This is a genomic window from Chromobacterium vaccinii (assembly GCF_000971335.1).
Lineage (GTDB): Bacteria > Pseudomonadota > Gammaproteobacteria > Burkholderiales > Chromobacteriaceae > Chromobacterium > Chromobacterium vaccinii.
This window is the reverse complement of record NZ_JZJL01000005.1, coordinates 16422-41399: the sequence shown is the minus strand read 5'-3', so window position 1 is coordinate 41399 and position 24978 is coordinate 16422. Positions and strand designations below refer to the sequence as shown.

27 protein-coding genes are annotated in these 24978 nt (G+C 63.7%); 13 read left to right on the top strand and 14 right to left on the bottom strand.

The window, feature by feature from the left end; all coding sequences use genetic code 11:
- Window positions 1–165 precede the first annotated feature (165 nt).
- Window positions 166–546 carry a Co2+/Mg2+ efflux facilitator ApaG/CorD gene (apaG, locus tag VL52_RS03785; RefSeq protein ID WP_021475402.1) on the bottom strand — a complete coding sequence of 127 codons (381 nt, stop codon included), beginning with the start codon at window positions 544–546 and terminating at the stop codon, window positions 166–168.
- Window positions 547–652: 106 nt separating this feature from the next.
- Here apaG and rpe point away from each other — a divergent pair, with 106 nt between their 5' ends.
- The 4 genes from rpe to trpE all read left to right on the top strand — a co-directional run bounded on the left by rpe (window position 653) and on the right by trpE (window position 4450).
- On the top strand, window positions 653–1336 hold the full coding sequence (gene rpe, locus VL52_RS03780) for a ribulose-phosphate 3-epimerase (RefSeq protein ID WP_046155788.1): 684 nt from the start codon (window positions 653–655) through the stop codon (window positions 1334–1336).
- A gap of 39 nt (window positions 1337–1375) precedes the next feature.
- A complete protein-coding gene (locus VL52_RS03775; protein WP_046155787.1) occupies window positions 1376–2128 on the top strand; it encodes an SDR family oxidoreductase in 753 nt (250 codons plus the stop codon).
- Between the two features lie 57 nt (window positions 2129–2185).
- Window positions 2186–2854, top strand: a complete 669-nt coding sequence (locus VL52_RS03770) for a phosphoglycolate phosphatase (protein ID WP_046155786.1) — start codon at window positions 2186–2188, stop codon at window positions 2852–2854.
- A 129-nt stretch (window positions 2855–2983) separates the two neighbouring features.
- Window positions 2984–4450: an anthranilate synthase component I gene (gene trpE / locus VL52_RS03765; protein WP_046155785.1), complete on the top strand. Its 1467-nt coding sequence runs from the start codon at window positions 2984–2986 to the stop codon at window positions 4448–4450.
- A 39-nt stretch (window positions 4451–4489) separates the two neighbouring features.
- On the opposite strand, the gene VL52_RS03760 is transcribed toward trpE, so the two are convergent.
- Entirely contained in the window at window positions 4490–5947 is a 1458-nt protein-coding gene (locus VL52_RS03760) for an MFS transporter (RefSeq protein ID WP_235429192.1), read from the bottom strand.
- A 71-nt stretch (window positions 5948–6018) separates the two neighbouring features.
- Between VL52_RS03760 and VL52_RS03755 the strand changes: the two genes are divergently transcribed.
- The 6 genes from VL52_RS03755 to prmB all read left to right on the top strand — a co-directional run bounded on the left by VL52_RS03755 (window position 6019) and on the right by prmB (window position 10997).
- Window positions 6019–6378 carry a winged helix-turn-helix transcriptional regulator gene (locus VL52_RS03755; RefSeq protein ID WP_046155784.1) on the top strand — a complete coding sequence of 120 codons (360 nt, stop codon included), beginning with the start codon at window positions 6019–6021 and terminating at the stop codon, window positions 6376–6378.
- A 196-nt stretch (window positions 6379–6574) separates the two neighbouring features.
- A complete protein-coding gene (locus tag VL52_RS03750) occupies window positions 6575–7144 on the top strand; it encodes an aminodeoxychorismate/anthranilate synthase component II (protein WP_046155783.1) in 570 nt (189 codons plus the stop codon).
- Window positions 7144–7530, top strand: a complete 387-nt coding sequence (locus VL52_RS03745; protein WP_046155782.1) for a lysozyme inhibitor LprI family protein — start codon at window positions 7144–7146, stop codon at window positions 7528–7530. Before VL52_RS03750 ends, VL52_RS03745 begins: the two co-directional genes overlap by 1 nt.
- Before the next feature lie 12 nt (window positions 7531–7542).
- Entirely contained in the window at window positions 7543–8571 is a 1029-nt protein-coding gene (gene trpD, locus VL52_RS03740) for an anthranilate phosphoribosyltransferase (RefSeq protein ID WP_046155781.1), read from the top strand.
- A 57-nt stretch (window positions 8572–8628) separates the two neighbouring features.
- Complete coding sequence (locus tag VL52_RS03735; protein WP_046155780.1) at window positions 8629–10005, top strand: phosphomannomutase/phosphoglucomutase; 1377 nt, start codon at window positions 8629–8631, stop codon at window positions 10003–10005.
- Between the two features lie 89 nt (window positions 10006–10094).
- On the top strand, window positions 10095–10997 hold the full coding sequence (gene prmB, locus VL52_RS03730) for a 50S ribosomal protein L3 N(5)-glutamine methyltransferase (protein WP_046155779.1): 903 nt from the start codon (window positions 10095–10097) through the stop codon (window positions 10995–10997).
- A gap of 69 nt (window positions 10998–11066) precedes the next feature.
- On the opposite strand, the gene VL52_RS03725 is transcribed toward prmB, so the two are convergent.
- Window positions 11067–11987: a LysR family transcriptional regulator gene (locus VL52_RS03725; protein WP_046155778.1), complete on the bottom strand. Its 921-nt coding sequence runs from the start codon at window positions 11985–11987 to the stop codon at window positions 11067–11069.
- 115 nt (window positions 11988–12102) lie between these two features.
- Between VL52_RS03725 and leuC the strand changes: the two genes are divergently transcribed.
- The gene (gene leuC / locus VL52_RS03720; protein ID WP_046155777.1) at window positions 12103–13533 is read left to right on the top strand and encodes a 3-isopropylmalate dehydratase large subunit; all 1431 of its coding nucleotides are present in this window, start codon (window positions 12103–12105) and stop codon (window positions 13531–13533) included.
- Window positions 13530–14168 (top strand): 3-isopropylmalate dehydratase small subunit, encoded by a 639-nt coding sequence (leuD, locus tag VL52_RS03715; RefSeq protein ID WP_046155776.1) that lies wholly within the window; start codon window positions 13530–13532, stop codon window positions 14166–14168. Before leuC ends, leuD begins: the two co-directional genes overlap by 4 nt.
- 78 nt (window positions 14169–14246) lie before the next feature.
- Here leuD and VL52_RS03710 read toward each other — a convergent pair whose 3' ends face one another.
- From VL52_RS03710 to VL52_RS03665, 10 genes are all read right to left on the bottom strand, one after another.
- Window positions 14247–14897, bottom strand: coding sequence for a hypothetical protein (locus VL52_RS03710; RefSeq protein WP_046155775.1), 651 nt, complete (start codon window positions 14895–14897; stop codon window positions 14247–14249).
- Between the two features lie 213 nt (window positions 14898–15110).
- The gene (locus VL52_RS03705) at window positions 15111–15584 is read right to left on the bottom strand and encodes a DUF2269 family protein (protein WP_046155774.1); all 474 of its coding nucleotides are present in this window, start codon (window positions 15582–15584) and stop codon (window positions 15111–15113) included.
- Window positions 15581–15949 (bottom strand): DoxX-like family protein, encoded by a 369-nt coding sequence (locus tag VL52_RS03700; protein WP_046155773.1) that lies wholly within the window; start codon window positions 15947–15949, stop codon window positions 15581–15583. The genes VL52_RS03705 and VL52_RS03700 overlap by 4 nt, the downstream gene beginning before the upstream one ends.
- Complete coding sequence (locus VL52_RS03695; protein ID WP_046155772.1) at window positions 15946–16779, bottom strand: NAD-dependent epimerase/dehydratase family protein; 834 nt, start codon at window positions 16777–16779, stop codon at window positions 15946–15948. The genes VL52_RS03700 and VL52_RS03695 overlap by 4 nt, the downstream gene beginning before the upstream one ends.
- A gap of 106 nt (window positions 16780–16885) precedes the next feature.
- Window positions 16886–17137, bottom strand: a complete 252-nt coding sequence (locus VL52_RS03690; RefSeq protein ID WP_046155771.1) for a hypothetical protein — start codon at window positions 17135–17137, stop codon at window positions 16886–16888.
- A 137-nt stretch (window positions 17138–17274) separates the two neighbouring features.
- Window positions 17275–17817: a GbsR/MarR family transcriptional regulator gene (locus tag VL52_RS03685; protein ID WP_046155770.1), complete on the bottom strand. Its 543-nt coding sequence runs from the start codon at window positions 17815–17817 to the stop codon at window positions 17275–17277.
- An 88-nt stretch (window positions 17818–17905) separates the two neighbouring features.
- Window positions 17906–18982: a sulfotransferase family protein gene (locus VL52_RS03680; RefSeq protein WP_046155769.1), complete on the bottom strand. Its 1077-nt coding sequence runs from the start codon at window positions 18980–18982 to the stop codon at window positions 17906–17908.
- Complete coding sequence (gene cysC / locus VL52_RS03675; RefSeq protein WP_046155768.1) at window positions 18966–19622, bottom strand: adenylyl-sulfate kinase; 657 nt, start codon at window positions 19620–19622, stop codon at window positions 18966–18968. Before cysC ends, VL52_RS03680 begins: the two co-directional genes overlap by 17 nt.
- Before the next feature lie 335 nt (window positions 19623–19957).
- Window positions 19958–21775 carry a DUF1302 domain-containing protein gene (locus VL52_RS03670; RefSeq protein ID WP_082113606.1) on the bottom strand — a complete coding sequence of 606 codons (1818 nt, stop codon included), beginning with the start codon at window positions 21773–21775 and terminating at the stop codon, window positions 19958–19960.
- 61 nt (window positions 21776–21836) lie between these two features.
- Entirely contained in the window at window positions 21837–23015 is a 1179-nt protein-coding gene (locus VL52_RS03665; protein WP_046155767.1) for a M20 aminoacylase family protein, read from the bottom strand.
- 286 nt (window positions 23016–23301) lie between these two features.
- Between VL52_RS03665 and VL52_RS03660 the strand changes: the two genes are divergently transcribed.
- Window positions 23302–24360 carry a GlxA family transcriptional regulator gene (locus VL52_RS03660; RefSeq protein WP_046155766.1) on the top strand — a complete coding sequence of 353 codons (1059 nt, stop codon included), beginning with the start codon at window positions 23302–23304 and terminating at the stop codon, window positions 24358–24360.
- Between the two features lie 46 nt (window positions 24361–24406).
- On the opposite strand, the gene VL52_RS03655 is transcribed toward VL52_RS03660, so the two are convergent.
- Window positions 24407–24922, bottom strand: a complete 516-nt coding sequence (locus VL52_RS03655; protein WP_052729098.1) for a PraA/PraB family alkane oxidation protein activator — start codon at window positions 24920–24922, stop codon at window positions 24407–24409.
- Window positions 24923–24978: the final 56 nt, after the last annotated feature.

Genomic DNA, 24978 nt, shown 5'->3' with positions numbered 1-24978 from the left:
CCTGTGACTAAGACCTATCCCAAAGTGAAATAGCACTTCACTTCATAAAGGGGCGGACATCATGTGGATTCTGTTGCTGGAAGCGCTGGGAGCCGGCGGGCTCGCCACTTTCATCGTCTGGTGGACCTGGCCGCGCGACGACAAGGACCCTTCCTGTAAAAGCGATTAGTGCAGCACCCGCGGCGCCACCAGCGTCATTTCGGGAATGGATGCCTCGAAACGCTGGCCGTCGTCGGCCATCATCTGGTAGACGCCCTTCATGCTGCCGTACGGCGTGGTGATATGCGCGGCGCTGGAATACTCGAATACCTGGCCGGGATCGAGATGCGGCTGCTCGCCCACCACGCCCATGCCGCGCACCTCCTGCACCTGCTGGTTGGCGTCGGTGATGATCCAGTGGCGGCTGATCAGTTGCGCCGGCTCGCTGCCGGTATTGGTGATGCGGACGCGGTAGGCGAACACGTAGACATCATTGGCGACGCTGGACTGGTCCGCCACGTATTGCGGCTCCGCCCGCACCTCCATCTGGTAAAGTTTGTCGGCCATTTCGGCTTCTCCTGATTGATCTTGGTTTTCATTTTATCCGGCCAAACCGCTTTTGGCGCGGTAGAATGCCGGGCATTCCTCGTTTATCGATGTCAGAGCAATCGCCATGCGCACTTTCCGTATCGCCCCCAGCATTCTGTCCGCCGATTTCGCCCGCCTGGGCCAGGAAGTCTGCGATGTCATCGCCGCCGGCGCCGACATCATCCACTTCGATGTGATGGACAACCACTACGTCCCCAATCTAACCATGGGCCCGATGTTCTGCGAGGCCATCCGCCCCCACAGCAGCGCCCCGATCGACGTCCACCTGATGGTCAAGCCGGTCGACGCGCTGGCCGCCGCCTTCGCCAAGGCCGGCGCCGACATCATCACCTTCCATCCGGAAGGCTCGGAACACATCGACCGCACCCTGGGCCTGATCAAGGACGCCGGCTGCAAGGCCGGCCTGGTGTTCAACCCGGCCACGCCGCTCTCCTACCTGGACCACGTGATGGACAAGCTGGACATGATACTGATCATGTCGGTGAACCCGGGCTTCGGCGGACAATCGTTCATTCCGCACGCGCTGGAAAAGATCCGGCAGGTCCGCCAGCGCATCGACGAATACACCGCCAAGCGCGGCGGCGAAATCTGGCTGGAAGTGGACGGCGGCGTCAAAGTGGACAATATCGCCCAGGTGGCCGCCGCCGGCGCCGACACCTTCGTGGCCGGCTCCGCCATCTACGGCCAGAAAGACTACAAGGCCGTCATCGACGCGATGCGCGCCGAGCTGGCCCGCGTCCAGGCATAAGAGCGCGGCTGGCCTCCTCCACCATCAAGGGGTAAAGCAATGCATGCATTCATCGTCACCGGCGCCTCGCGCGGCCTGGGTTACGCCATCTGCGAAACGCTGCTGAGCGACGGTTATTTCGTCGTCGGCATCGCCCGCAACGCCGGCCCGGCGCTGGAAGGGCTGGCCGCCCGCCATCCGGATCGGCTGCTGGCCGTCAACGCCGACCTGGCCGACGCCGCGCAGGCTGCCGCCTCGGTCCACACCGCTTTACAGCAGCTGCCGCTGCCGGAATGCGCGACTATCACGCTGATCAACAACGCCGGCGTGGTGACGCCCATCGCCCAGGCTGGCCATTATCCTGCCGACGAGGTGGTGAAGGCTGTCGCCGTCAACATCACCGCGCCGCTGCTGGCGACAGACGCTCTACTGTCCGCCACCGATCGCCTGCTGGCGCGCCGCCGCATCCTGAACATCTCGTCCGGCGCCGCTGCCAAAGCTTATCCGGGCTGGAGCGTGTACTGCGCCACCAAGGCCAGCCTGGACCACTTCAGCCGCAGCGTGGCCGTGGAGCAGGAAGGCAAGGCCAATCCGGCGCGCATCGTCGCGCTGTATCCGGGCGTGGTGGACACCGACATGCAGGGCAATATCCGCGCCAGCGACGAAGGCCAATTTCCGCAGAAGGCCCGCTTCGACGCGCTGAAGGCCGACGGCGCGCTGAGCAGCCCGGGCGACGCCGCGCGCAAGATCGTCGACTACCTGGTGTCGCCGGCTTTCGGCCAGCATCAGGTCGTCGACATCCGCGAGCTCTAGACACTCCGCATCACCCATTCCGCCGCGGCCCGCCGGCCGCGGCAGCAAAGCAGACACATGAATCTCAAGCACATCAAAGCCGTCGCCTTCGATCTGGACGGCACACTGGTCGACTCCATTCCCGATCTGGCCGACGCCGCCAACGCGATGCGCGGGCACCTGGGCCTGCCTCCGCTCGACCCTGAGCGGATCAAGAGCCACGTCGGCGACGGCATCGCCAGCCTGGTGCACCGCGCCATCACCGACGAGCGCCACGCCGAGGCCGACGGCCCGCTGTGGGAGCGCGGCTACCGCTTCTTCGTCCAGCGCTACAGCGAGCGCCTGGCGGTCCGCACCACGGTCTATCCCGGCGTGCTCGACGGCCTCGCCCTGCTGCGCGCCCTCAAGCTGCCGCTGGTCATGATCACCAACAAATCCGAACGCCTGGCCGTGCCGCTGACCGAGCAACTGGGCCTGCGCGACCTGTTCAGCATGATCCTCGGCGGCGACACGCTGCCCGAGAAGAAACCATCGGCGCTGCCGCTCTTGCATTGCTGCCAAGTGCTGGGGATTCAGCCGCAGGAACTGGCGATGGTGGGCGACTCCGCCAACGACGTGGCCGCCGCCCGAGCAGCCGGCAGCGCGGCCATCGCCGTCGGCTACGGCTACGCCGACGCGTCCACGCTGGGAGCGGACCTGACGGTAAACAGTGTTGCCGAGCTCTACGATTTGATGAAGAATGACTGAATCCCGTCAACCCTGAAGGAACTCAAACGCCCATGGCCTTTCTTCTCTGCCCCGCCAGCTGGCGATGGCGTCGCCCGGCCCACGCCCCGCACGACCCCGCCCAAACTGACAAGACACAGGAAGAACCGCATGCAAGCGCAAGAGTTTGACCAGCTGGCCGCCGCCGGCTACAACCGCATCCCCGTCACCCAGGAACTGCTGGCCGATCTGGACAGCCCGCTGTCCATCTACCTGAAGCTCGCCAACCAGCCGTACAGCTACCTGCTGGAATCGGTGGTGGGCGGCGAGCGCCACGGCCGCTATTCCATCATCGGCCTGCCGGCCGACACTCGCTTGCGCGTCAATGGCCAGCGGGTGCAGGTGGAATGCGGCGACAAGGTGATAGAGCGCCACGACGGCGACCCGCTGGCCTTCATCGAAGCCTTCCAGCACCGCTTCCGCATCCCGGAGCTGCCCGGCCTGCCCCGCTATTCCGGCGGCCTCGTCGGCTACTTCGGCTACGACACCATACGCTATGTCGAACGCCGCCTAGCCGACGTCCAGAAACCGGACCCGGTGGGCACCCCGGACATCCTTCTGATGCTGTCGGAAGAGATCGCCGTGGTGGACAATCTGTCCGGCAAGCTCTACCTGGTGGTCTACGCCGATCCCGAAGTGCCGAACGCGCTGCAGAAGGCCAAGGCGCGGCTGGCCCAGCTGCGCGCCAAGCTGCGCGAGCCGCTGACCATCCCGCTGTCGCTGCCGCAGCCCCATGAAGGCGAAGCGGTGTCGGAATACGGCGAGGATGCGTTCAAGGAAGCCGTGGCGTCCTGTCAGCGCTACATCCACGACGGCGACATCATGCAGGTGGTGCTGGCCCAGCGCATGCAGCAGCCCTACCACGGCTCGCCCATCGCGCTGTACCGCGCGCTGCGCAACCTCAACCCGTCGCCGTACATGTTCTTCTACCATTTCGACGACTTCCACGTGGTGGGCGCGTCGCCGGAAATCCTGGTGCGGCGCGAAGGCGAAACCGTGACCGTGCGCCCGATCGCCGGCACCCGCCCGCGCGGCCATAGCCGCGAGCATGACGAAGCGCTGGCCGCGGAACTGCTGGCCGATCCCAAGGAAATCGCCGAACACGTGATGCTGATGGACCTGGGCCGCAACGACGTCGGCCGCGTCGCCGACATCGGCACGGTGAAGATCACCGACAATATGGCAATCGAGCGCTATTCCCACGTGATGCACATCGTGTCCAATGTGGAAGGCCAGGTGGACCGCAAGATCAGTAATATCGACGTGATCAAGGCCACCTTCCCGGCCGGCACGCTGTCCGGCGCGCCCAAGGTGCGGGCGATGCAGATCATCGACGAGTTCGAGCCGACCAAGCGCGGCGTCTACGGCGGCGCGGTGGGCTACCTGGGCTTCAACGGCGACATGGACCTCGCCATCGCCATCCGCACCGCGGTGCTGAAGAACGGCATGCTCTACGTGCAGTCCGGCGCCGGCATCGTCGCCGACTCGGTGCCGCAGTCGGAATGGCAGGAAACGCAGAACAAGGCGCGCGCGGTGCTGCGCGCCGCGCAGATGGTGCGCGACGGGCTGGACGCCTGACCTTTCCAATCCAAAACGCCGGCTCATGCCGGCGTTTTTTTATGCATCCAGATCCCTGCCCACTCGCCAGGACAGAGGCAGCGTCAGCAGCAGGAAGGCCGCTAGCGCCAGCATCGCCGCCGGCACGCCGGCGAGATCGCCCAAACGGCCGAACAGCACCGGCGACAATGCGCCGCCGCCTATCGTGCCGGTGTAGAACAAGGCGAACGCATGCTCCCGCCCGCTGGCATCGGCCAGCTCCGGCACCGTGCCGTACAACACCGACGAAGTGCCGTTCAGCGCCAGTCCCAGCAAAGGCAGCATCGCCATGGTTCCAAACAGCGGCAACGCCAGGCTCATCGCGATCAGCAATGCGGTCATCCCCTCGGTCAGCCATACCGTTTTGACCATGCCGACGCGCGCGCCCAGATAGCCGCAGAACAGCTTGCCGAACGCCCCGCCGACGAACAACAGCGACAGCGCCAAACCGATGCCCGCCGTACCCGCTCCCTTGCTCTTCAAGAGAAAGGGCAGAAAAGTCAAAAATCCCATCCGCGCCGCGCTGTCTATCGCGCCGGTGGCCAGCAAGGCGCGCAAGCCGCCCCTCGAGCCCTTGCCCGCCACGCGCGCCGCCGACTTTGCCGCGGCGCTTGGCAAACGGTCCGGAACCAGCCGCCACAGCAGCCCGGCCGCCGCCAAGCCCAGCAAACCCATCAGGCTGACGCTGAGCCCCCAGCTCGCCACTGTCAGCAGCAAGCCTGTCAACGCCGGAATCAGCGTCTTGCCGATGTCCCCGGCGAAATTGTATTGCGCCAACGCCTGCCGCGAGCCGCCGCCCGCCTCATGGCTGTCCGCCACCAGCGAAGACGCCAGCGGATGCTGGACGCTGGCGCCCAGGCCCCCCAGCGCCAAGGCCAGCAGCAGGACCGCCAGGCCGCCCGCCTGGCCGGCCAACAGATAGGCCATGCCCGCCAGCGCGGTGCCGCCAACCAGCATGCGCTTGCGCCCCCAGCGCCTGGCCAACCGGCTGGCCATCAGCTGGAAGCCGGCCATCGCGCCGGAATACGCGCCGCGCAGCAAGCCCACCATCGCGTACCCGATGCCGAATTGCGCCTGCCAGATGGGCAATAGCACGTAGACCAGGTCGGTTAGGCCGTCGTGGACCGCGTGGGCGCCGCTTGCGGCCAGCAGCGCGCGACGGCGCGAACGCATGTCTTCGCTTGCCGCCGCGGCGCCCAGAACGGCGGATTTGGGATCATTCATTCGAGATGACGCTTCGATTTCGATGCAGACCATTCTAGCGCCTCGAAACACAAACGTCATACTCAGAAAGAGCGCCGCCTGCAGATTGCCGACGCCGCCATCCACCCGCAGCTCGCAGCCAAGCATGTAGCTGGGCTCGTCGTAAGCCAGGAACACCACCGCCTTGGCCAGCTCCTCCGGCCGCACCAGGCCAGCGACGCCAGCTTGCGTATCTGCTCCTGCAGCGCCGGCCCCGGCGACAAGCCATTGACGCAACCGACACAGCCTCTTTATGGCCATTAGTATGCAATGTATAGTAGGTATTGAATTGATACCCATGATCCATCATGACTTTGAAAAATCAGCAGGAAACCGCCTCAGCCAGCACCTGTCCGATGCTGCAATTCATCGATCTGATCGCCGGCAAATGGGCGATTCCCATCCTCTATCGCCTGATCGTGATGGACCGTCCTGTACGCTTCGGCGAACTGCAGCGCGCGGTCGGCACCATCACCCAGAAGGAACTCACCCGCCAACTGCGCGCTTTCGAACAGCGCGGCCTGTTGCGGCGCACGGTTTACGCCGAGGTTCCGCCCCGCGTCGAATACCAGATCACCGCGCTGGGCAGCACGCTGCAGCAACCTCTGCAGCAACTGGCGGGCTGGATGGAGCGCTATGGCGACCAGCTGAACCGCAGCGCCTCATGAACAGGCGCGACACGGCAGGCAAAGCCGAATTCCGGGGGTGACGGCGACCGCCGACTATGGGGTATAGTGTTGGCAACCCGTAATCATGCATGCCGTCTGTCCAGCGCGGAAAAACCGGGTACGAAACCGGGCAAGATATCCGGCACTGCAACAAAAATTTAAAATTAAACAATGAATTCAAAAGGTTAATCATTCAATGCTATTGATGATCGACAATTACGATTCCTTCACCTACAACCTGGTGCAATACTTCGGCGAGCTGGGCCAGGACGTGAAGGTGTTCCGCAACGATGAAATCACCCTGCAGCAGATCGAAGAGCTGGAGCCAAAATACCTGGTGGTCTCTCCCGGCCCCTGCACGCCCAACGAAGCCGGCGTGTCGGTGCCGGCCATCCTGCACTTCGCCGGCAAGCTGCCCATCATGGGCGTGTGCCTGGGCCACCAGGGCATAGGCCAGGCTTTCGGCGGCAAGGTCGTCCACGCCAAGCAACTGATGCACGGCAAGGTGTCGCCGGTCAGCCATCTGGACAAGGGCATGTTTCACGGCCTGCCCAATCCGGTCACCTGCACCCGCTACCACTCGCTGGTGATAGAACGCGAAACGCTGCCGGACTGCCTGGAAGTCACCGCCTGGACCGACGACGGCGAAATCATGGGCGTGCGCCACAAGACGCTGCCCATCGAGGGCGTGCAGTTCCACCCGGAATCCATTCTCACCGAGCATGGCCACCGCATGCTGGACAACTTCCTGAAGGAATTCGCCTGATGCGATTGACGCCGCTGCTGCTCGGCGTCCTGCTGGCCTCCCCCGCCTGGTCCGGCGCGCTGGACGATTGCGAGCAAAGCAAGGCCGACAGCCCCGCCGTCGCCGCCTGCCTGCAGCAGCGGCACGGCGAAACGAGCCGCCGGCTGGCCGCCCAGGAAGACAAGGCGCTGGACGCGATGCGCAAGCTGGACGCCGCCACCGACGGCCGCTTCCACGCCGCGCGCGAACTGCGCCGCGCCCGCCAGTCCTACCGCGACTACCGCCGCCAGCACTGCGACTGGGTGGAAGCCAGCTACGCCAGCGGCAACGGCGCGGCCCGCGCCCGGCTGGCCTGCGAAATCGATCTCGACACGCAAAGGCTGGCCGACCTCGCCCGCCACAGCTGATAGGAAATCCACATGATCACTCCTCAAGCGGCGCTGAACCGCCTGATCGACGGCAACGAACTGTTCTATGAAGAAATGCTGGCGCTGATGCGCCAGATCATGCGCGGCGAACTGACGCCGGCGCAAACCTCCGCCATCCTGATCGGCCTCAGGGTCAAGGTGGAATCCGTGTCGGAAATCGCCGCGGCCGCCACCGTGATGCGCGAATTCTCCACCCACGTGCCAGTGTCCAACCGCAATCATCTGGTGGACACCTGCGGCACCGGCGGCGACAAGTCCCACACTTTCAACATCTCCACCACCGCGGCCTTCGTCGCCTCGGCCGCCGGCGCGCGCGTGGCCAAGCATGGCGGCCGTTCGGTATCGTCCAGCTCCGGCAGCGCCGACGTGCTGGAGCTGCTAGGCGTCAACCTGCAACTGACGGCTGAGCAAGTGGGACAGTGCCTGGACGAGATCGGCCTGGGCTTCATGTTCGCGCCCAACCACAACAGCGCGATGAACCACGTGGCGCCGATCCGCAAGGAGCTTGGCGCGCGCACCATCTTCAACATCCTGGGGCCGCTGACCAATCCGGCCGGCGCCGACAACCAGTTGATGGGCGTGTTCCACCCCGATCTGGTGGGCATCCAGTCCCGCGTGCTCAAGCAACTGGGCAGCAAGCACGTGATGGTCGTCCACGGCAGCGACGGCCTGGACGAATTGACACTGTCCGGCCCCAGCATGGTGGCGGAACTCAAGAATGGCGAGATACTGGAATACCAGCTGGAGCCAGGCGAATTCGGCCTCGCCGCCTGCGAGCTGAAAGACCTGCGCGCCAATACCGCCGAACAATCCCGCGACCGCCTGCTATCGGTATTGGACGGCCAGCCGGGACCCGCCCGCGACATCGTGCTGTTCAACGCCGGCGCGGCGATTTACACCGCTGATATCGCCCCAAGCCTGGCCGACGGTGTTACCATGGCGCGCGAAGCCTTGGACAGCGGCAAAGCCAAGCAGAAATTACAGCAGTTGGCCGCCTTGAGCCGGCAGCTCGGCGGCTGACTCCCCAGCGGGGCGGCGCACCTCCGCCCTCCAACCTCATATCGCGTCAAAGCCATCATGAACAAAATATCCAAAGATATCTTCAAAGCGTATGACATCCGCGGCATCGTCGGCAAAACCCTGACCGCCGCCGTCGCGCGGCAAATCGGCCAGGCCGTGGCCTCGGAAGCCATCGCCCGCAAGGTCAAGGCCATCGTGATCGGCCGCGACGGCCGCCTGTCCGGCCCCGAGCTGAGCGAGGCCCTGGCCGACGGCATCCGCGCCGCCGGCGTGGACGTGATCGACGTCGGCCGCGTCGCCACGCCCATGCTGTACTTCGCCGCCCATCAGCTGGGCACCCTGTCCGGCGTGATGGTGACCGGCAGCCACAACCCTCCCGACTACAACGGCTTCAAGATGATGCTGGCCGGCGACACCCTGGCCGGCGAGGACATCCAGAAACTCTATCAGCGCATCGTCGACGGCGACCTCGCCGAAGGCGAAGGCGGCTATGGCACCGAAGACATCGCGGAAGCCTATCTGGAACGCATCACCTCCGACATCAAGCTGGAACGCCCGCTGAACATCGTGGTGGACAGCGGCAACGGCGTCGCCGGCGCTTTCGGCCCGCTGCTTTACCGCCGCCTGGGCTGCAAGGTGCGCGAGCTGTTCTGCGACGTGGACGGCAATTTCCCGAACCACCACCCTGATCCGGCCAAGCCGGAAAACCTGAAGGACCTGATCGATGCGCTGCAGAAGACCGACGCAGAGATCGGCCTGGCCTTCGACGGCGACGGCGATCGCCTGGGCGTGGTCACCAAGGACGGCAACATCATCTGGCCGGACCGCCAGCTGATGCTGTACGCGGCCGACGTGCTGGACCGCAACCCCAAGGCCAAGGTGATTTTCGACGTCAAGTCCACCCGCCTGCTCAAACCCTGGATCAAGAAGAACGGCGGCGTGCCGGTGATGGCCCGCACCGGCCACAGCTTCATCAAGGCCAAGATCAAGGAAACCGGCGCGCTCCTGGCCGGCGAAATGAGCGGCCACGTGTTCTTCAAGGAGCGCTGGTACGGCTTCGACGACGGCATCTACACCGGCGCCCGCCTGTTGGAAGTGCTGTCCCGCGTCGAAGACCCGAGCGAACTCTTGAACTCGCTGCCCAACGCCGTCTCCACGCCCGAGTTGAACCTGAAGATGGCCAAGGAAGGCGAGAACCACGCGCTGATCTCCAAGCTGCAAGAGTCCGCCAAGTTCGACGGCGCCGAAGAGGTGAACACGCTGGACGGCCTGCGCGTCGAATACAAGGATGGCTTCGGCCTGGCCCGCGCATCCAACACCACGCCGGTGATCGTGCTGCGCTTCGAAGCCGACACCGAGGAGGCGCTGGAGCGCATCAAGGGCGACTTCCGCCGCGTGCTGGCCACCGCCACCGACGCCAAGCTGCCGTTCTAAGCCTGCCGCGATCGCTCCTGGCGGTCGTCTGGAAATAGCTGTCAGGGGACATGGTGCATCCATGTCCCTGTTGCATTGAAAGGAAATCCATGTACCAACTGGCCGCCAGCCACTTCACCACCGCGCGCGACCTGCTGCGCTTCGCCGTATCGCGCTTCAACGAGGCCGAGCTCACCTACGGCCACGGCACCCACAACGCGCACGACGAAGCGGCCTACCTGATCCTGTCGTCGCTGCAACTGCCGATCGATACGCTGGAGCCCTATCTGGACGCCCGGCTGCTGCCCGAGGAAGTGGAGCGCGTGGTGGAGCTGATCCGCCGCCGCGCCGAGGACAAGGTGCCGGTCGCCTACCTGACCAACGAAGCCTGGCAGGGCGAGTTCAACTTCTATGTCGACGAGCGCGTACTGGTGCCGCGCTCCTTCATTTACGAACTGCTGGGCGCGCCGCTGGAGCCGTGGATCGAACACCCGGAACTGGTCCACCGCGCGCTGGACCTGTGCACCGGCTCCGGCTGCCTGGCCATCCAGCTGGCCAGCCACTACCCGGACGCCGAGATCGATGCCGTCGACATCTCGCTGGACGCGCTGGAAGTGGCGGCGGTCAACGTCGAGCACTATGGCCTGCAGGACCGCGTCAACCTGATCCACACCGACATGTTCGAGGGGATCGAGGAAAAGTACGATCTGATCATCTCCAATCCGCCCTACGTCGACGCCGAATCGGTGGAGGAGCTGCCGGAAGAATATCTGCACGAGCCGGAAATCGCGCTCGGCTCCGGCGAGGACGGCCTGGACGCCACCCGCGAAATCCTGCGCCGCGCGCCCGAGTTCCTGAACGAGCGCGGCGTGCTGCTGGTGGAGATCGGCCACAATCGCGACATGCTGGAAGAATGCTTCCCTACCCTGCCCTTCATGTGGATGGAAACCCAAAGCGGCGATGGATTCGTCTTCCTGCTCACGCGTGAAGACATCGTCAACGCCGGAATCTAATCCATTCGCAAAGCCGCCAAAACCAAGGGTTTGGCGGCTTTTATCATTTCCTCTCCGGCCATACGCACACTACCAACCGCTCTTTCCTCCCGCTTTTGGTCGATATTGCTCAAACTGCTTATCCAGATGGCTGACAAAGGCCCGCACTTTCGCTGACAGGTTGTTCTTCATCGGATAGACCGCGTGAATGTCGGCTGCCGGAAACCGCCAGTCGCCAAGCACCTCGCGCAATCGCCCCGAGCGCAGGTAAGGCGCGACATTCCATTCGGAACGCAGCAATATCCCCAACCCTCGCAACGCCCAGCTGACCGCAGCCTCTCCATCATTGGTCGATACCGTCCCGCGAACCTTCACATTGGTTTGCGTTGTCCCTGAATGAAGGTGCCAGGCGCCATAGGTCTCGTCGCTTTCCCGGATCACGATGCAGCGATGGCGCTGCAGATCCATCGGAGAAGCCGGGGTGCCGAAACGCTCCAGATAAGCGGGAGATGCGCATAGCAGACGGCGATTGCTGGCAATTTTCCTGGACGTGGCGCGAGCGTCGGGCAGATCGCCGAAGCGGATGCAGACATCGAACCCTTCTTCGATCAGATTGGCCGGACGGTCGGACAGGGATAACTGGACTTCGACATCGGGATAAAGCTCGGCGAAATCCGCGATGGCCGGGGCGATGAATTGCCGGCCGAAACCGAAAGTCGCATTGACGCGCAGCAGCCCCTTCGGGACGGATTGGGCGCTGGCAAGCCTTTGCTCCAACTCCTCCAGATCCCCCAGAATCTTTTTCCCCTCCGCCAGATACAACTCGCCTTCATACGTGACGGCCATCCGTCTCGTCGTGCGGTTCAGCAGCCGGATGCCAAGCCTCGCCTCAAGATTGGCCAAGCGCCGGCTGACAGCGGCGGTGGACACGCCAAGCTCTTGCGCCGCCCCGGACAAGGTGCCCGCCTTCACTACTTCCAAGAAAAAAGCGACGTCGGATACGGAGTTCATATTTGCGTACAAGTTAAAAACAGTTTGATATTTCAATTATTGTACATAAATTTGCACTCAACTAACTTGCCTTCCAAGGAAGCCTCCTCGCTTTCAGGCCCACCGGGAGACAAGCATGGCCGCATTGCAAGAAGCACCCCAAACGCTCTACCGGAAATTGGTCGAGACCCATACGGTAGCGCGTCTGGATAGTCAGAACGTGCTGCTCTACGCCGATCTGCACATCATGAACGAATACACCAGCCCGCAAGCGTTCGCTGGTTTGGCCGAGGCCGGCCGCGGCGTCTTGCGGCCCAGCCAGAACGTGGCGGTGGTCGACCACATCATTCCCACCCACCCGGTGGCGATTCGCGTCATTGAAGAGCCGGACTCTGCGTTGCAGGCCTCGAATCTGAAAAAAAATTGCGAGCGCCACGACATCCCGCTATTCGATGCCAACAACCGCTTTCAAGGCATTGAACATGTGATCGCGCCGGAGCTGGGCATGATTCGCCCGGGCATGGTCGTCCTCTGCGGCGATAGCCACACCACCACCTATGGCGCTCTCGGAACCTTGGGCTTCGGGATCGGCACCTCCGAGGTCGAACACGTGCTGGCGACCCAGACCCTGGCGTATCGCCTCGCGCAAACCATGCGCATCGATGTTGCCGGGCGCTTGCCGCCCGGCAACACCGCGAAAGACCTGATCCTGCTGATCATCAACCGGATAGGCGCGCACGGCGCTCGCGGCTATGTGGTCGAGTTCTGCGGCGAGGCCATTGAATCGCTGACGGTCGAAGCGCGGATGACGCTGTGCAATATGGCTGTCGAGGCCGGCGCGCGCGGCGCGCTGATCGCGCCGGATGCGCTGACGCTTGAATACGTCGCGAGCCATTGCCCGGATCTGGCCGGCGCGATGCTGGAGGCCGCAAAGGCGGACTGGAGCGCCCTGCGCAGCGATGTCGGCGCTCGCTTCGACCTTGAGCTTGAATTCCAGGCCAGCGAGGTTGAACCCTATGTGACATGGGGCACCAGCCCCGATCAATCCATTCCGATCACCGGCCGCGTCCCCATTATTGCGTCCGCGCCGGAGGGCGCTGGCCGGCTCACCATGCAGCGGGCGCTGCGCTATGTTGGCCTGGCCGAAGGCGACCGGCTGGAAGGCTTGCCCATCCAGCGCGTCTTCATCGGCTCCTGCACCAACGCCCGCATCGAAGATTTGCGCGCCGTCGCGGAGATAGTGCGTGGACGAAGCGTGGCCCCTTCGGTGCGCGCCATGATCGTGCCGGGCTCCGGCGAAGTGCGCCGCCAGGCCGAACAGGAAGGGCTGGCGCGGCTGTTCATCGAAGCCGGCTTCGAATGGCGCCAGCCCGGCTGCTCCATGTGTCTGGCGATGAACGACGACATCCTCAGTCCGGGCGAGCGCTGCGCGTCCACCACCAATCGCAATTTCGAAGGCCGCCAAGGCCGGGACGCGATCACCCACCTGATGAGCCCTGCGATGGCCGCGGCGGCCGCCGTGACCGGACGCATCACCGACGTCCGCAAATTGGGAGCGCAAGCATGACCATTCAAAGCCGCATCGAAGGCATGGCCGCGCCGTTGCCGATTGCCAATCTGGATACCGATCAAATCATGCCCAAGCAATTCTTGCGACGCATCGACAAGGCGGGCCTGGCCGACGGCCTGTTATACGACATGCGCTTCGGCCCGGATGGGAAACCCCGGCCCGAGTTCGTTCTCAACCGGCCGGAATACGCGGCGGCCAGGATCCTGGTCGCCGGCCCCAATTTCGGCTGCGGATCCAGTCGCGAACACGCGGTCTGGGGCTTGCGGCAGTACGGCATCCAGGCTGTGATCGCGCCGAACTTCGGCGAAATTTTCTATTCGAACGCGATGAACAACGGCCTGATGCTGGCCGCGCTTGATGAGGCCGATGTCGAAGCCATTCTGGCCGATGTCTCCAGGCCGGAAAACAGCCAGCTGGCGATCGATGTCGCATCGATGAGCGTGCGAAGCAAGAGCCTGACGGCATCCTTCTCGCTGTCCGAGCGCCATCGCCGGATGTTCCTCGAAGGCCTGGACATGATAGGCGCGACTTTGGCCATGCAAGACCAGATCCATGCCTTCGCCGCCGGACATTGGCGACAGCGGCCCTGGCTGAAAGACATCGCCTCGATGACAAAAAACCGTTTGGCGTAAGCGGGGCGCCCGTCAGGGCGCCAATAAGATCAGAAAAACATATACATAGGCACCGATCCAAATTTTGTGTAATCGGAGTTATGCGCCACTTGTGCTTGCCTTACGTAGCAGTTCCTCATCGATCGTGCGGATTACAGACACGACTAGGTAGTGAAGTGCTTCGGCTTCCAGCAAAGACAACGCCGCCTCCTTGCAACCAGATTCAAAATGAAAGACCTCAATTTGAACCGGACTGCTCGTACCATTCCAAGTAAATGACCAGTGCGCAAAGCCGTTTCTCACCTTGCGGAACAGGTCGTTGTTGAAAGCATCTCGCGCGCTAGCTAAAAGCGGAAAATTTGCGTGATGGGACTTCATCTTCTTCGCGAGTGGTGATGGACTCTGCCTCAGCAGGCGACCAAGCGGGCCATCCACAAGTAGGAAAGTAGGAAGCCAGCGCGCCAGGTGCCAGCCTCGATATGCCAACGATTTAAGTACCTTTTCGGCTTGACGACAATGAACGCCAGCTGAGAAGGCCAATTGCGCAAGAACCGTTTCGATGGACTCACTGATCACAGGGGTGGCGGAGAGATAGTCGGCCAAGTCGGACTGAAAAGTCAGATCAGAGATGAGCTGGCGGCACTCTATCTCAAGGGCCGCTCGAGGCGAGTCGACCAGCCAAGCGGCTGCCTGCCCACGCGAAGCAAGTAGCTCAAATAGCTGTTTGTCAAAATCGTTCTCAGATTGCACCACGGCTTCACTTACGCGAATTGGGACCTGCGGCTGCCAGAGGTTGAATACACCGGACTACATGACCTTTCAAACAGGCCCAAACCTTGCGCCCCTCGGATGAGACGTTGAACTATAGCCCTAACTTCTGTCATCCATACCTTCATCGATTTTTCTTGAAGGTTCTGCCTTCAGCCTCATACACGTCGACAGCGGAACAGCCGCACCCCGCACTCACGACCAGTCCGGCTTCAACACCATCAGGAAATACACCACCAGCATCGCGCAGAAGGCCGGATAGCCCAGACACTCCCAGATCCGGGCGAAACGCCAGTAGCGCGCCGGCAACGCCTGGCCGGCCTCCGCCGCGTCGCGGGCCATGCCCGCCATCCGGATCTGCAGCCACACCACCGGCAGCCAGCACGCGCCGGCGAACAGAAACAAGCCGATCGCCCACGCCAGCCAGGACATGGACAGCGGCCAGCCGGCCTGATGCGACAGCCATAGCCCTGACAATGGCTGGAAAACCACCGCCGGCGTGGTGAACCACCAATCGGCCCGCACCACCAGCCTCGCCACTTCGGCCTGCGCCGCCACCTTGTCGCCGCGATTGGCGAAGAACATGTAGAAAGCCGAACCGAAACCGGCGCCCACCATCAGCGTGGCGGACAGGATATGCAGGGTCTTGACGATCAGATAAGCATTCATTGCGTTTCTTCCCGATTTGCGCCCAGCCACAGCAGCATCGCCAGGATGGGCAGATTTTTCACCAGCGGCGCGAAAGGGTGCAGCCAATTTTCCGGCAAAGCCACAGCCACCACCGCGCTGTAAAACAGCACGACCAAGGCCTGCAGCCTCCATGCCCAGGCGCGGGGCCGCCAGGCTATCCATGCCGCGAACGACACATCCAGCGCGCAGGACGCAAGAAACAGCGGCCCCAGCCCAGCCTGCGGCAGTCCCAGCCGCGCCAGCATGGCGATCGACGCATCCCAGGCCGTCAGCGGCGGCTGCACGCCGCTCCACAGCCACAAAGCGGCCAACGACAGCTCCACCATCCGTCGCGTGACTTTCATATCGCCTCCCCGAACTGTCTGAACGACAACGGCGAGCGGCCGAGCAGCGCGGCGAAGGCGGCCACGTCGGCGGTCGAGCCTTGGCGCAGCATACGCAGGCTATCTCGGTCCAGCAGACTGCCCGGCATGCGGCCGCTGCAAGAAGCCAGGCCATCCGCCAGCCAGACGGGCAAGGCATGGACCCGCGCTATCGGCCCCATGCCCTGCAAGCTGCGCAGCCGTCGCAGATAATCGGCCAGCGTCGTCTCCTCCGCGCCGACAAAATCCACCGCGCCGCGCATCCTGCCTTCGATCAGCCGATGCAAGCCTTCGGCCACGTCAGCCGCCGCCACCGGTTGGATCGGTTGCCGGCCGCCATCGGGCAAAAACCAGCGCGGCAGCCGCGCCAAGCGCATGAGCAGGCGGCTGCTGGCGCCGTCCGCGCCATACACCAGCGAAGGCCGCGCGACAGCGGCATCCAGCCCGCCATCCAGCAGCGCCGCATCGCCCCTGCCCTTGCTGGCCAGGAACAGCGTGGCGGCATCCGGCGCGGCGCCCAAGGCCGACAATTGCACCCAACGCCGGACGCCGTATTTTTTCGCCAACCCGGCCAGACGCAACGGACCGTGATGGTGAACAGCCTCCAATCCGCCGGACCGCCCTTGACGAAATGCCCCGGCCAGATTGGCGACCGCCTCTGTCCCGTCGAGCCAGGCAGCCCAAACCCGATCCGGGCGCGCCAGGTCCAATTCGGCATGGGATGGCGTCAGCAACTGATGACCAGCCCCGGTCAGTCTTGCCGCCAGTTTCCGGCCTATGAATCCTCTGGCGCCCAACAGCAGTATTCTCATTGCGGAACTCCGGCGATCGGCGCAGGCTTTCCCTCTTCAGGCCGGCTGAGCGCCACCTGGCGCCACACCAGCCGCGCCAGCACCAATAGCTGCGCCACCACGCCTATCAGCGCCATTTCAAGATTTCGCGAATATCCAGCCACAGAGACGCCGACGCCTGCTCAGGCGCCAGCAGCAACACCGTCAACAATGGCGCGGCCAACACCAGCAACAGAAAAGTCCGGCGCCAGAACGACGCGCCCTCGCCGCTCTCGCACAGGGCCAGCGTGACCTGCCGTAAAGGATCGGCCAGCAAAAACCGGCACCGCAAGCTGCACAGCGCCGGCGCCAGAATCGTGACGATGACGAATCCGCTCATGGAAATCTCCCACTATTTCTGAAATTTCTGTCAAAACAGAAATTAATGGTCAAAAAATTCCCCGCTTTTACCCCTATCAAGCATCGGCAAAAACCTTTATTGCTTGCCGCCTCGCCAGCCTGCCGCCGCCCGGCATCTCATTCGTCTACCTCCGGTTTGCCCCGGCCCAGCAGCTTCTGGATGCCGGCCCCCATCTTGAGCACCTTGCTCAGCGTGGAAGTGGACAGCCTCAACATCTCGCGCGTCCAGGCGGTCAAGGTATCCATGAACTGCCAGGTACTCTTGATTCTCTGCTGAGCCAGCGGGCTTTCCAGGGAGAAGTCCGGGCTATCCATGCATTCGCGCAGCACCTGCAGGGTCGGCTCTATCTCGCGCCGCTGGCGTTCTGCGACGATGATGCGGAACAACTCCCACACGTCGCCGGATGTTTCGAAGTGGTCGCGCCTATCGCCCAACACATGGGCGTTGCGGATCAGCTTCCAGCCTTGCAGTTCCTTCAGGCTGTTGCTGACATTGGAGCGGGCGACGTTCAGCGTCTCCGCCAGTTCCTCCGCGCACATCGCGCGGCCGCTGATGAACAGCAGCGCGTGAATCTGGGCGACAGTGCGATTGACGCCCCAGCGGGTGCCCATCTCGCCCCAGTGGAGCACGAATCTTTGGCTTACAGGTGTCAGTTCCATGCTTGATAAGATATTAATTTCTGAAATTTCTGTCAATAGAGAAATTTATTGGAAATAAAAAGGCATGGCTACCGCCATGCCCTGTCCGCTAGCTGGCCAGCGCCGCTGGTTTCGACAGCGCGGCAAGCGGCTCTCTCAACAAGCGCAGTTTCAGGTTGGCCAGGTAGTCCGCCCTGCATTGCCGCAAGATGTAATCGCGGTAGTTTTTCTGCTTCAGATCCTCCCAGGCTTGCTGGCGTCCTTGCCGCGAACGCTCCTCCGCTTCAAGCGCCATGTTCTCGTCCACCGGCAAGTTGGCGTCCGTCAACAATGTGTAGCCGTAGCGCTCCATATAGGGACGGCAGGCGGTTTCGATGATCTCGATTTCGCGCATCGACAGCTGCTGCTTGAATTTGTCAGCGTGGGCGATGATGGGCGGGAAGTGATTGGACGACCACAGCGCCGAGCGCTGCGCGATCTGCGCCGCTTCGGCCGAGCCGCGGATGTCCAGCATCTGCGGCATGAAGGCGATGCCGAAGAAATCGCACACCTGGCGCAGCGCCATCTGCTGGTCGGTCAGGAAATCCTCGTAGCGTATGGTCAATACCTTGTCCGGATGTTCGGCCAGCAGCCTGTCGGCCGCCTGGTAGGCCGCGAGCCAGGTCCGCACATTGAGGATGGTGTCGAAGTCATGGATGATGGCGCGGTTGATCGACGCCACCTGGGCGCGCGGATCGCGCACGACGTTGAGAAAACGCATTTGCGGCAGCAGTTCCAGCAACTCGGCGGCGTAATGTACGCTGTCCAGCGACTTGTCCATCACCACGCGGGCTTGATGGCGTTCTCCCACCCGCAGCAGCAGCTCCCAGGCCACCTTGTGCACGCTGCGCGTCTGTCCAGACAGCACTTCGAAGATCTCCACCGGATCAAACACCACGTCCGGCCACTTCACCATGCTGACCGCTTGCAGACCCACCACGTCCACCACCAGCTGGAAGTAATTGCGGTCGTCGGACAAATCGCCGTACAAGGGCAGCAGCGGCATGAAATCGACGATGTGCAGCGGATAGGGCGAATAGAAATCCGAGTTGAAATTGAGCCGCAGCCGCAACGCATGGCTGCCGCAACGCCTCAACGGGATCATCAGCACCGGCAGCGGCCGGTTCTCGTCAGATATGATATTCATGGCCGAGCTCCTCCATCGCCGCCGGGCTACAACAGCGCAGCGCCATCCCGAACAACTGGCTCACGCACTCGTCGACGCTCAGCGCGCTGGTGTCCAACGCCAGCGCTGCCTGCTCCGGCGCTTCATAAGGCGCGGAGACGCCGGTGAAATGCGCGATCTGCCCGGAGCGCGCCTTGGCATACAGGCCCTTGCAATCGCGCTCCTCGCACACCGCCAGCGGCGTGCTGATGTAAACCTCGGCGAAACGGCGCTCGCCGACGATGTCCCGCGCCATTTCGCGGTCGCTGCGCAACGGAGAGATGCAGGAACAGATCACGATCAGGCCGGCGTCGTTCATCAGCCGCGCCACCTCGGCCGCCCGGCGCAGGTTTTCCCGGCGGTCCTCCTCGGTAAAACCCAGGTTGCGGTTGATGCCATGGCGCAGATTGTCCCCGTCCAGCACCACTGCGGAAAAGCCGCCGCCCACCAGCCTCGCCTCCAGATCGTAGGCGATGGTGGATTTGCCCGCGCCGCTCAGCCCGGTCAGCCAGATAGTCATCGACGCATGGCCGAACAAACGCTGCCGGTCCACCAGGCGGATCCGTCCCCCGGTGCGAAAAACATTGGCGGGCACGCCCGCCTGAATGGAAACCTCTCCCATCTGCCGCCTCCCTCGGTGATCGCGTGCGCTCCACGAGAAGACTCGATCCCACGATAACCACATATCGGATATTGTGGTCATAGCGCCTAACCGAGGTGGGAATCCAGTACAAAGCACTGGCCTAGTATTTGCACGGACAATTCAATGCATATTTAAGATCCGCCAGACATTCCATTTAATTAACTTGCAGATTCCTGCAGCCACTCTGCTCAATAGCCGGCTCGTCCTCTCGCGCACCAAGGCGAGGCAAAAACTGGAAACAGCTCCAGAAGCGGAATGCGCATGAGGCACCCAAACATTCTGAAGCTGTTTTCATCGCCTCCCCTCAGCGACGATTAGAATTTGATGCCCGCGCTGATCATCGCCAGGCTGCGGTCCTGCAGCGTGTTGTAGTCGCCGCCCGCCGTCTTCAGATACAGCAACTCGAACTGATAACGCTCCCGGTATTCCGCCTGCAGCCGCCACAGCGCGCTGCGCCTGCCTTCCATGAACTGGCCATCGTGCGAATAGCCTTTGACGTCATAGGCCAGCGCCAGCGACGGCATCAGATCCAGGCCGGGCAACGCACCGTAATAGCGCTCCTCCAGCTTGGCGCGCCACCCCCAGGCATTGGCGGTGACGAAACCATCCAGCGCGCAACTGGGCCCCGTGCCGTTACAGGAGGGCGTGGCCGCGCTGGGCGCCTGGCCGAAGCCCACGCGGCCGTAACGCATCACGTAGGCGTCCGGCAAACCGGATAGATGCTTGATGCCGGCTTCGGCCGACAGTTTGGCGTCTCCGCCCAGCAATCGTCCCAGCGCTTTGGACGCGCCCAGCGTGAGCTGGCTGCTGCCGAAGGTATCGTAACCGCGCGCCAGGTAGCCGGCCGGGGTGGCCGCCAGATAGCCCAGCGGCCCGCTCCCTGCCAGCACCCCATACAGAAAATCGGAGCCGTTCCACGCCACCGGCTGGTTGGGGCGATAGGTAAGCTCGCTGTACACCCCGGTGCCGTCCGGCAAGCGGGTGCGGAAATTGACGCCGTACATGTGGATATTGTCCGGATAGGCGCGCAGGAACTGGCCGGCGATCCCGGCGGGAACCGCCCGCCCCTGATTCGCCGCCGCCGGCAGAAAGACGCCGGGGCCGGTGCGTATCATCTGGTTGAAGCTCATCATGCTGGCCTGGTTGGAATAGAACAGACCCAGCAAGCCGATATTGTCGAACAGGTAGCCAAGGCTGAAACCGAACTGCCCGCCGTATGGTTTGTCGTCCGGCGCCCGCTGGATATAGTCCAGCGGGTTGGCCAGCGACTGCTGGTCGGTAGTGACGACATTGCGCCGGAGCAGCCTGCTCAGCAGCGTGCCGTTCAAGGTCAGCGCATTGCAGCCCGGCTGGGCGTAATCGCTGCCGGAGTAGAAAGTGCCGCAAGCGGGATAAGCGTTGGGCTCGAACTTGAACTGGTAATAGCCGTCCACAGTCAGTTTGGACGTGGCCTTCAGCTTGGCGTAAAACGCCGGCGCGGGGATGTTGACCATTTCCGGGATGGTGCCGGAGCGGCCCAGCGCGTTGAAATCCATCGCATTCACCTGCTGGATGCCGCCCAGAATGGTGGTGGGCGTGATCCACGGAATCACCTGCTGCCCCAGCCTCAACAGCAGGGAAGCGTCGCCCAGGTTGTAATCGCCATACACGTAGGCGTCATCCAGCGCCGCGCCGCTGAAGCGGCCCAACTGGGTGAACTTGTCGTCGTTCAGCGCCGCGCCGGGCGCATAGCCGTTGGGCGAGTGCCCATGCGGCACCCCGTTGTGGATCAGGCCGTAGTCGTACCAGGCTTTGGCGCTGACGAACGCTCCGCCATTGTCCTTGCGCAGATCGCCTTGCGCGTACCCCTGCCATGACTCGGATATCAGATCGCCGCGCCGGTAATTGAGATCGCCGTCGTTCAACGTATCCATCGCGTTGGCGTGGTTGGTGAAGACATCGTTGGGATTCTCCGTCCGGTAGACGCTTCCTATCGCCATCGCGCCCTTGGTCTCCAGCGTCCAGCCGCCCAGATCGAAACGGTATCCGTCTCCCAGGCCGGAAGGCAGCGTGCTGACCGTGATCTCGCCAGCATGGCCGGCGCCGGCCAGCAGCATCAACAACAGCGACTCGCATCCATGCATCCGCTTCATCTTATTGTCTCCTCGCGCTTATTGTCGCCGCGGCGCCGCCCCCCGGCGCCGCGCGGTCCCGCTAACGCAGATACGCTTCGGCAAGCCGCGCCCAGTAGCTGGCGCCAAGGCTGAGAATCTCGTCGTTGAAGTCATAGCCGGGGTTGTGGATCATGCAGCCGCCCTTGCTGCCGACGCCGTTGCCCAGCACCACATAGCAGCCGGGCACTTTCTCCAGCATCCAGGAGAAGTCGTCGCCCCCCATCGCGCCGGCCGGCAGCGGCACGATGGCCTGCGGACCAACCATCGCCTCCGCCACTTCGCGCGCGATGCGCGTTTCCTCCGGCGTGTTGACCAGCACTCGGGTCACCGGTGTCCACTCGATCTCGGCCGCCACGCCGAAGCTTTGCGCCTGCAGGCCGACCAGCTCCCGCAGCCGGCTTTCTATCTGCTGCTGGATGGCCGGGTTGTAAGTGCGCACCGTCAGCTCCAGCCGGGCGCAATCGGGAATCACATTGCTGGCGCTGCCGGCCTGCGCCGAGCCGATGGACACCACAGCGGGCTGGTCCGGCGGCAGGTTGCGGGACACGATGGTCTGCAGCGACAGGATGATGGAGGCCATCGCCACGATGGGATCGACGCAGGTGTGCGGCATGCCGCCGTGGCCGCCCTTGCCGGTCAGCTTGATGGTGACGATGTCGGCCGACGCCGCCAGCACGCCAGGTTGGACGATGAAGCTGCCCACCGGCAGCGTGGGCCCGTTGTGCAGCGCGAACACCGCGTCGCAGGGAAAGCGCTCGAACAGCCCTTCGGCCATCATCCGCGCGGCACCGCCCTGCCCCTCCTCCGCCGGCTGGAAAATGAGGTTCAGCGTGCCGTCGAACTGGCGGGTCTCGGCCAGATGGCGCGCCGCCGCCAGCAGGATGGCGGTATGGCCATCGTGGCCGCAGGCGTGCATCTTGCCGGGCAGCTTGCTGGCGTACGGCAGGCCGGTGTCCTCGTGTATCGGCAGCGCGTCCATGTCGGCGCGTATGCCCAGCCGGCGCGCGCCCGCACCGCAGCGCAGCTGGCCAACCACGCCGGTGCCGCCGAGCCCCGCGGTCACCTTGTAACCCCAGGCGCGCAGTGACTCCGCAACCAACTTGCTGGTGGCTACCTCTTCGAAACCCAATTCCGGATGCGCGTGGATGCTGCGCCGGACGGCGATGAACTGCTCTTCGCGCTGTTTGATCGCGGGGATGATCCCTGGCAGATTAGACATGTGTCGACTCCGTTTCCGTGAGGTGGGGAAAACGGCGTCGAGCGAGGACAATCCAGGCGGGGCGCCGCTTTGACCTCAGTCTATGAAGGACGCGCCAAGGGATAAGGAGCTAGAACGGCCAATAAACAGGCGGATATCGCCAGCCCTTGAAAAGAGCCGCCTTGACGAATATCAAGGCGCCAGGAAAGCAAACAGCATAGACACGACAAACATGACATGCATTTGAACTTGATTTTACGAGCCGGTTTCGCCAAGGTTAAAGCGGATATCGCCAAGGCTGACCGATATGAACGCCTGCATAGACCTGTTTTGCCTGCCGAATTGCCTCAGCGGGACGCTGTTTTCCGCCATCGACGTGCTGCATGCGGCCAATAAACTGTGGCATCTTCACCACCCCAGGCGGAAAACGCCGCCGTTCAGCTGGCGGCTGCTCGACAGCGATGGCGCGGAACAGCCGCTGCCCGCGTGGCTGCCCGCCTCTCCCGCCCGTCCGGCCGCCGCGCGCTGCGCGCTGCTGGTGCCCGGACTGGACATGGACAGCGTGCCGCAACTGAAGCAGCAGCTGGATCGGGCCGACAAGGCGCTGCGGCTGATCGCCCTGCGCCATGCCGCCGGCGATGTCATCGCCACCAATTACAACGGCGCCGCGCTGCTGGCCCGCGCCGGCATCCTGGACGGCCGCAACGCCACCATCACCTGGCTGATCGCCGGCTGGTTCTCCAGCAGCCACCCAAGGGTGAAGCTGCTGATGGACAGGCCAGTCACGCAGGACGGCAGTGTGTTCTGCAGCGGCGCGCCGGCGGCGGCTACCGAGCTGGTGCTGGAGCTGGTCCGCCATTTTGCCGGAGACGAACTGGCGCAGCGCTGTACCAACGGACTGTTGTACCTGCCGGCGAGGTTCGAGCAATCGGCGCAGACGCTGTCCGCGTTGAGCACGCCCACTCGGGACAGCGTGGTGTTCAAGGCGCGGCGCTGGCTGGAGCAACACGTGGCCGAACCCTACAGCCTGGGCAGGGTGGCGGCCGCCGCCGCGGTCAGCAGCCGCACCTTGTTGCGCCATTTCCGCGAGGTGGCCGACATGACGCCGCTGGACTACCTGCAACAACTGCGGGTGGAGCGCGCCAAGCTGCTGCTGGAAGTCACCATGCTGGATCTGCCCGGCATCGTCGAGCAATGCGGCTACGACGACCCCTGCGCTTTTCGCCGCCTGTTCCGCCGCCAGACCGGGCTGACTCCCGCCGCCTATCGCCGCGCCTATGCGCTGCGGGCCTCGCGGCGCAGGTGGCGCGCCGACGACGCGATGCCGCAGCCCGAGATCGGCCAGGCCGGCCAGGCCCGCGTCTGATCCATCGGGAAGCCCTGCGCCTAGGGCTTCCCATGCCAGCCCAGGATCAAGGCGTCACGTGCATATAGGGCGTGGTGGCCAGCGTGGCAGAGATCGCGCAGCCGCCAGCCAAAGGCGCTGCCGACAGCGAAATCGTGGTCTCGCTGCCGCTGTCGCCTATCTGCCCGCCGACCAGGCTCGGACCGCACTGCCCTCCCAGGATGGGCGTGTTGACGTTCACCATCACCTGGTCGATCGTCAGCTGGTTGAACGAGGCCACCTTGCCCACCCATGGCGCGGCCGCCGTGGCGCTGGCCTTGATCATCCTGCACACTGGAATGCCCTTGAAGGCGGCGCTGGTGATCAGGATGTTGCCGGCGCCGTCCACCGTGCCGCTGAACACCGCGCTGCAGTCGACATCCACGCCCGACTTGCTGACCACCGCCGGCCCCACCGCGGAGAACGGGATCGCCGCCCCTCCCGCCCCCGGCGGCGTAATGGTCGCCGCGCCGGCGGTGACAGACGCGCCCAATGCCAGCGCGCACGCGCCAGCCGCCAGAATCCTGTTATGCATCTTGCTCATCGCGTAATCCAATCTTGTTTTGGTTTATGACGCGGCCCGCCTCTGCGAGCCGTCGC

Coding starts and splice junctions, on each gene's coding strand:
- apaG (WP_021475402.1), bottom strand. CDS start 546: ATGGCCGACAAACTTTACCAGATGGAGGTGCGGGCGGAGCCGCAATAC.
- rpe (WP_046155788.1), top strand. CDS start 653: ATGCGCACTTTCCGTATCGCCCCCAGCATTCTGTCCGCCGATTTCGCC.
- VL52_RS03775 (WP_046155787.1), top strand. CDS start 1,376: ATGCATGCATTCATCGTCACCGGCGCCTCGCGCGGCCTGGGTTACGCC.
- VL52_RS03770 (WP_046155786.1), top strand. CDS start 2,186: ATGAATCTCAAGCACATCAAAGCCGTCGCCTTCGATCTGGACGGCACA.
- trpE (WP_046155785.1), top strand. CDS start 2,984: ATGCAAGCGCAAGAGTTTGACCAGCTGGCCGCCGCCGGCTACAACCGC.
- VL52_RS03755 (WP_046155784.1), top strand. CDS start 6,019: ATGACTTTGAAAAATCAGCAGGAAACCGCCTCAGCCAGCACCTGTCCG.
- VL52_RS03750 (WP_046155783.1), top strand. CDS start 6,575: ATGCTATTGATGATCGACAATTACGATTCCTTCACCTACAACCTGGTG.
- VL52_RS03745 (WP_046155782.1), top strand. CDS start 7,144: ATGCGATTGACGCCGCTGCTGCTCGGCGTCCTGCTGGCCTCCCCCGCC.
- trpD (WP_046155781.1), top strand. CDS start 7,543: ATGATCACTCCTCAAGCGGCGCTGAACCGCCTGATCGACGGCAACGAA.
- VL52_RS03735 (WP_046155780.1), top strand. CDS start 8,629: ATGAACAAAATATCCAAAGATATCTTCAAAGCGTATGACATCCGCGGC.
- prmB (WP_046155779.1), top strand. CDS start 10,095: ATGTACCAACTGGCCGCCAGCCACTTCACCACCGCGCGCGACCTGCTG.
- VL52_RS03725 (WP_046155778.1), bottom strand. CDS start 11,987: ATGAACTCCGTATCCGACGTCGCTTTTTTCTTGGAAGTAGTGAAGGCG.
- leuC (WP_046155777.1), top strand. CDS start 12,103: ATGGCCGCATTGCAAGAAGCACCCCAAACGCTCTACCGGAAATTGGTC.
- leuD (WP_046155776.1), top strand. CDS start 13,530: ATGACCATTCAAAGCCGCATCGAAGGCATGGCCGCGCCGTTGCCGATT.
- VL52_RS03705 (WP_046155774.1), bottom strand. CDS start 15,584: ATGAATGCTTATCTGATCGTCAAGACCCTGCATATCCTGTCCGCCACG.
- VL52_RS03700 (WP_046155773.1), bottom strand. CDS start 15,949: ATGAAAGTCACGCGACGGATGGTGGAGCTGTCGTTGGCCGCTTTGTGG.
- VL52_RS03695 (WP_046155772.1), bottom strand. CDS start 16,779: ATGAGAATACTGCTGTTGGGCGCCAGAGGATTCATAGGCCGGAAACTG.
- VL52_RS03690 (WP_046155771.1), bottom strand. CDS start 17,137: ATGAGCGGATTCGTCATCGTCACGATTCTGGCGCCGGCGCTGTGCAGC.
- VL52_RS03685 (WP_046155770.1), bottom strand. CDS start 17,817: ATGGAACTGACACCTGTAAGCCAAAGATTCGTGCTCCACTGGGGCGAG.
- VL52_RS03680 (WP_046155769.1), bottom strand. CDS start 18,982: ATGAATATCATATCTGACGAGAACCGGCCGCTGCCGGTGCTGATGATC.
- cysC (WP_046155768.1), bottom strand. CDS start 19,622: ATGGGAGAGGTTTCCATTCAGGCGGGCGTGCCCGCCAATGTTTTTCGC.
- VL52_RS03670 (WP_082113606.1), bottom strand. CDS start 21,775: ATGAAGCGGATGCATGGATGCGAGTCGCTGTTGTTGATGCTGCTGGCC.
- VL52_RS03665 (WP_046155767.1), bottom strand. CDS start 23,015: ATGTCTAATCTGCCAGGGATCATCCCCGCGATCAAACAGCGCGAAGAG.
- VL52_RS03660 (WP_046155766.1), top strand. CDS start 23,302: ATGAACGCCTGCATAGACCTGTTTTGCCTGCCGAATTGCCTCAGCGGG.
- VL52_RS03655 (WP_052729098.1), bottom strand. CDS start 24,922: ATGAGCAAGATGCATAACAGGATTCTGGCGGCTGGCGCGTGCGCGCTG.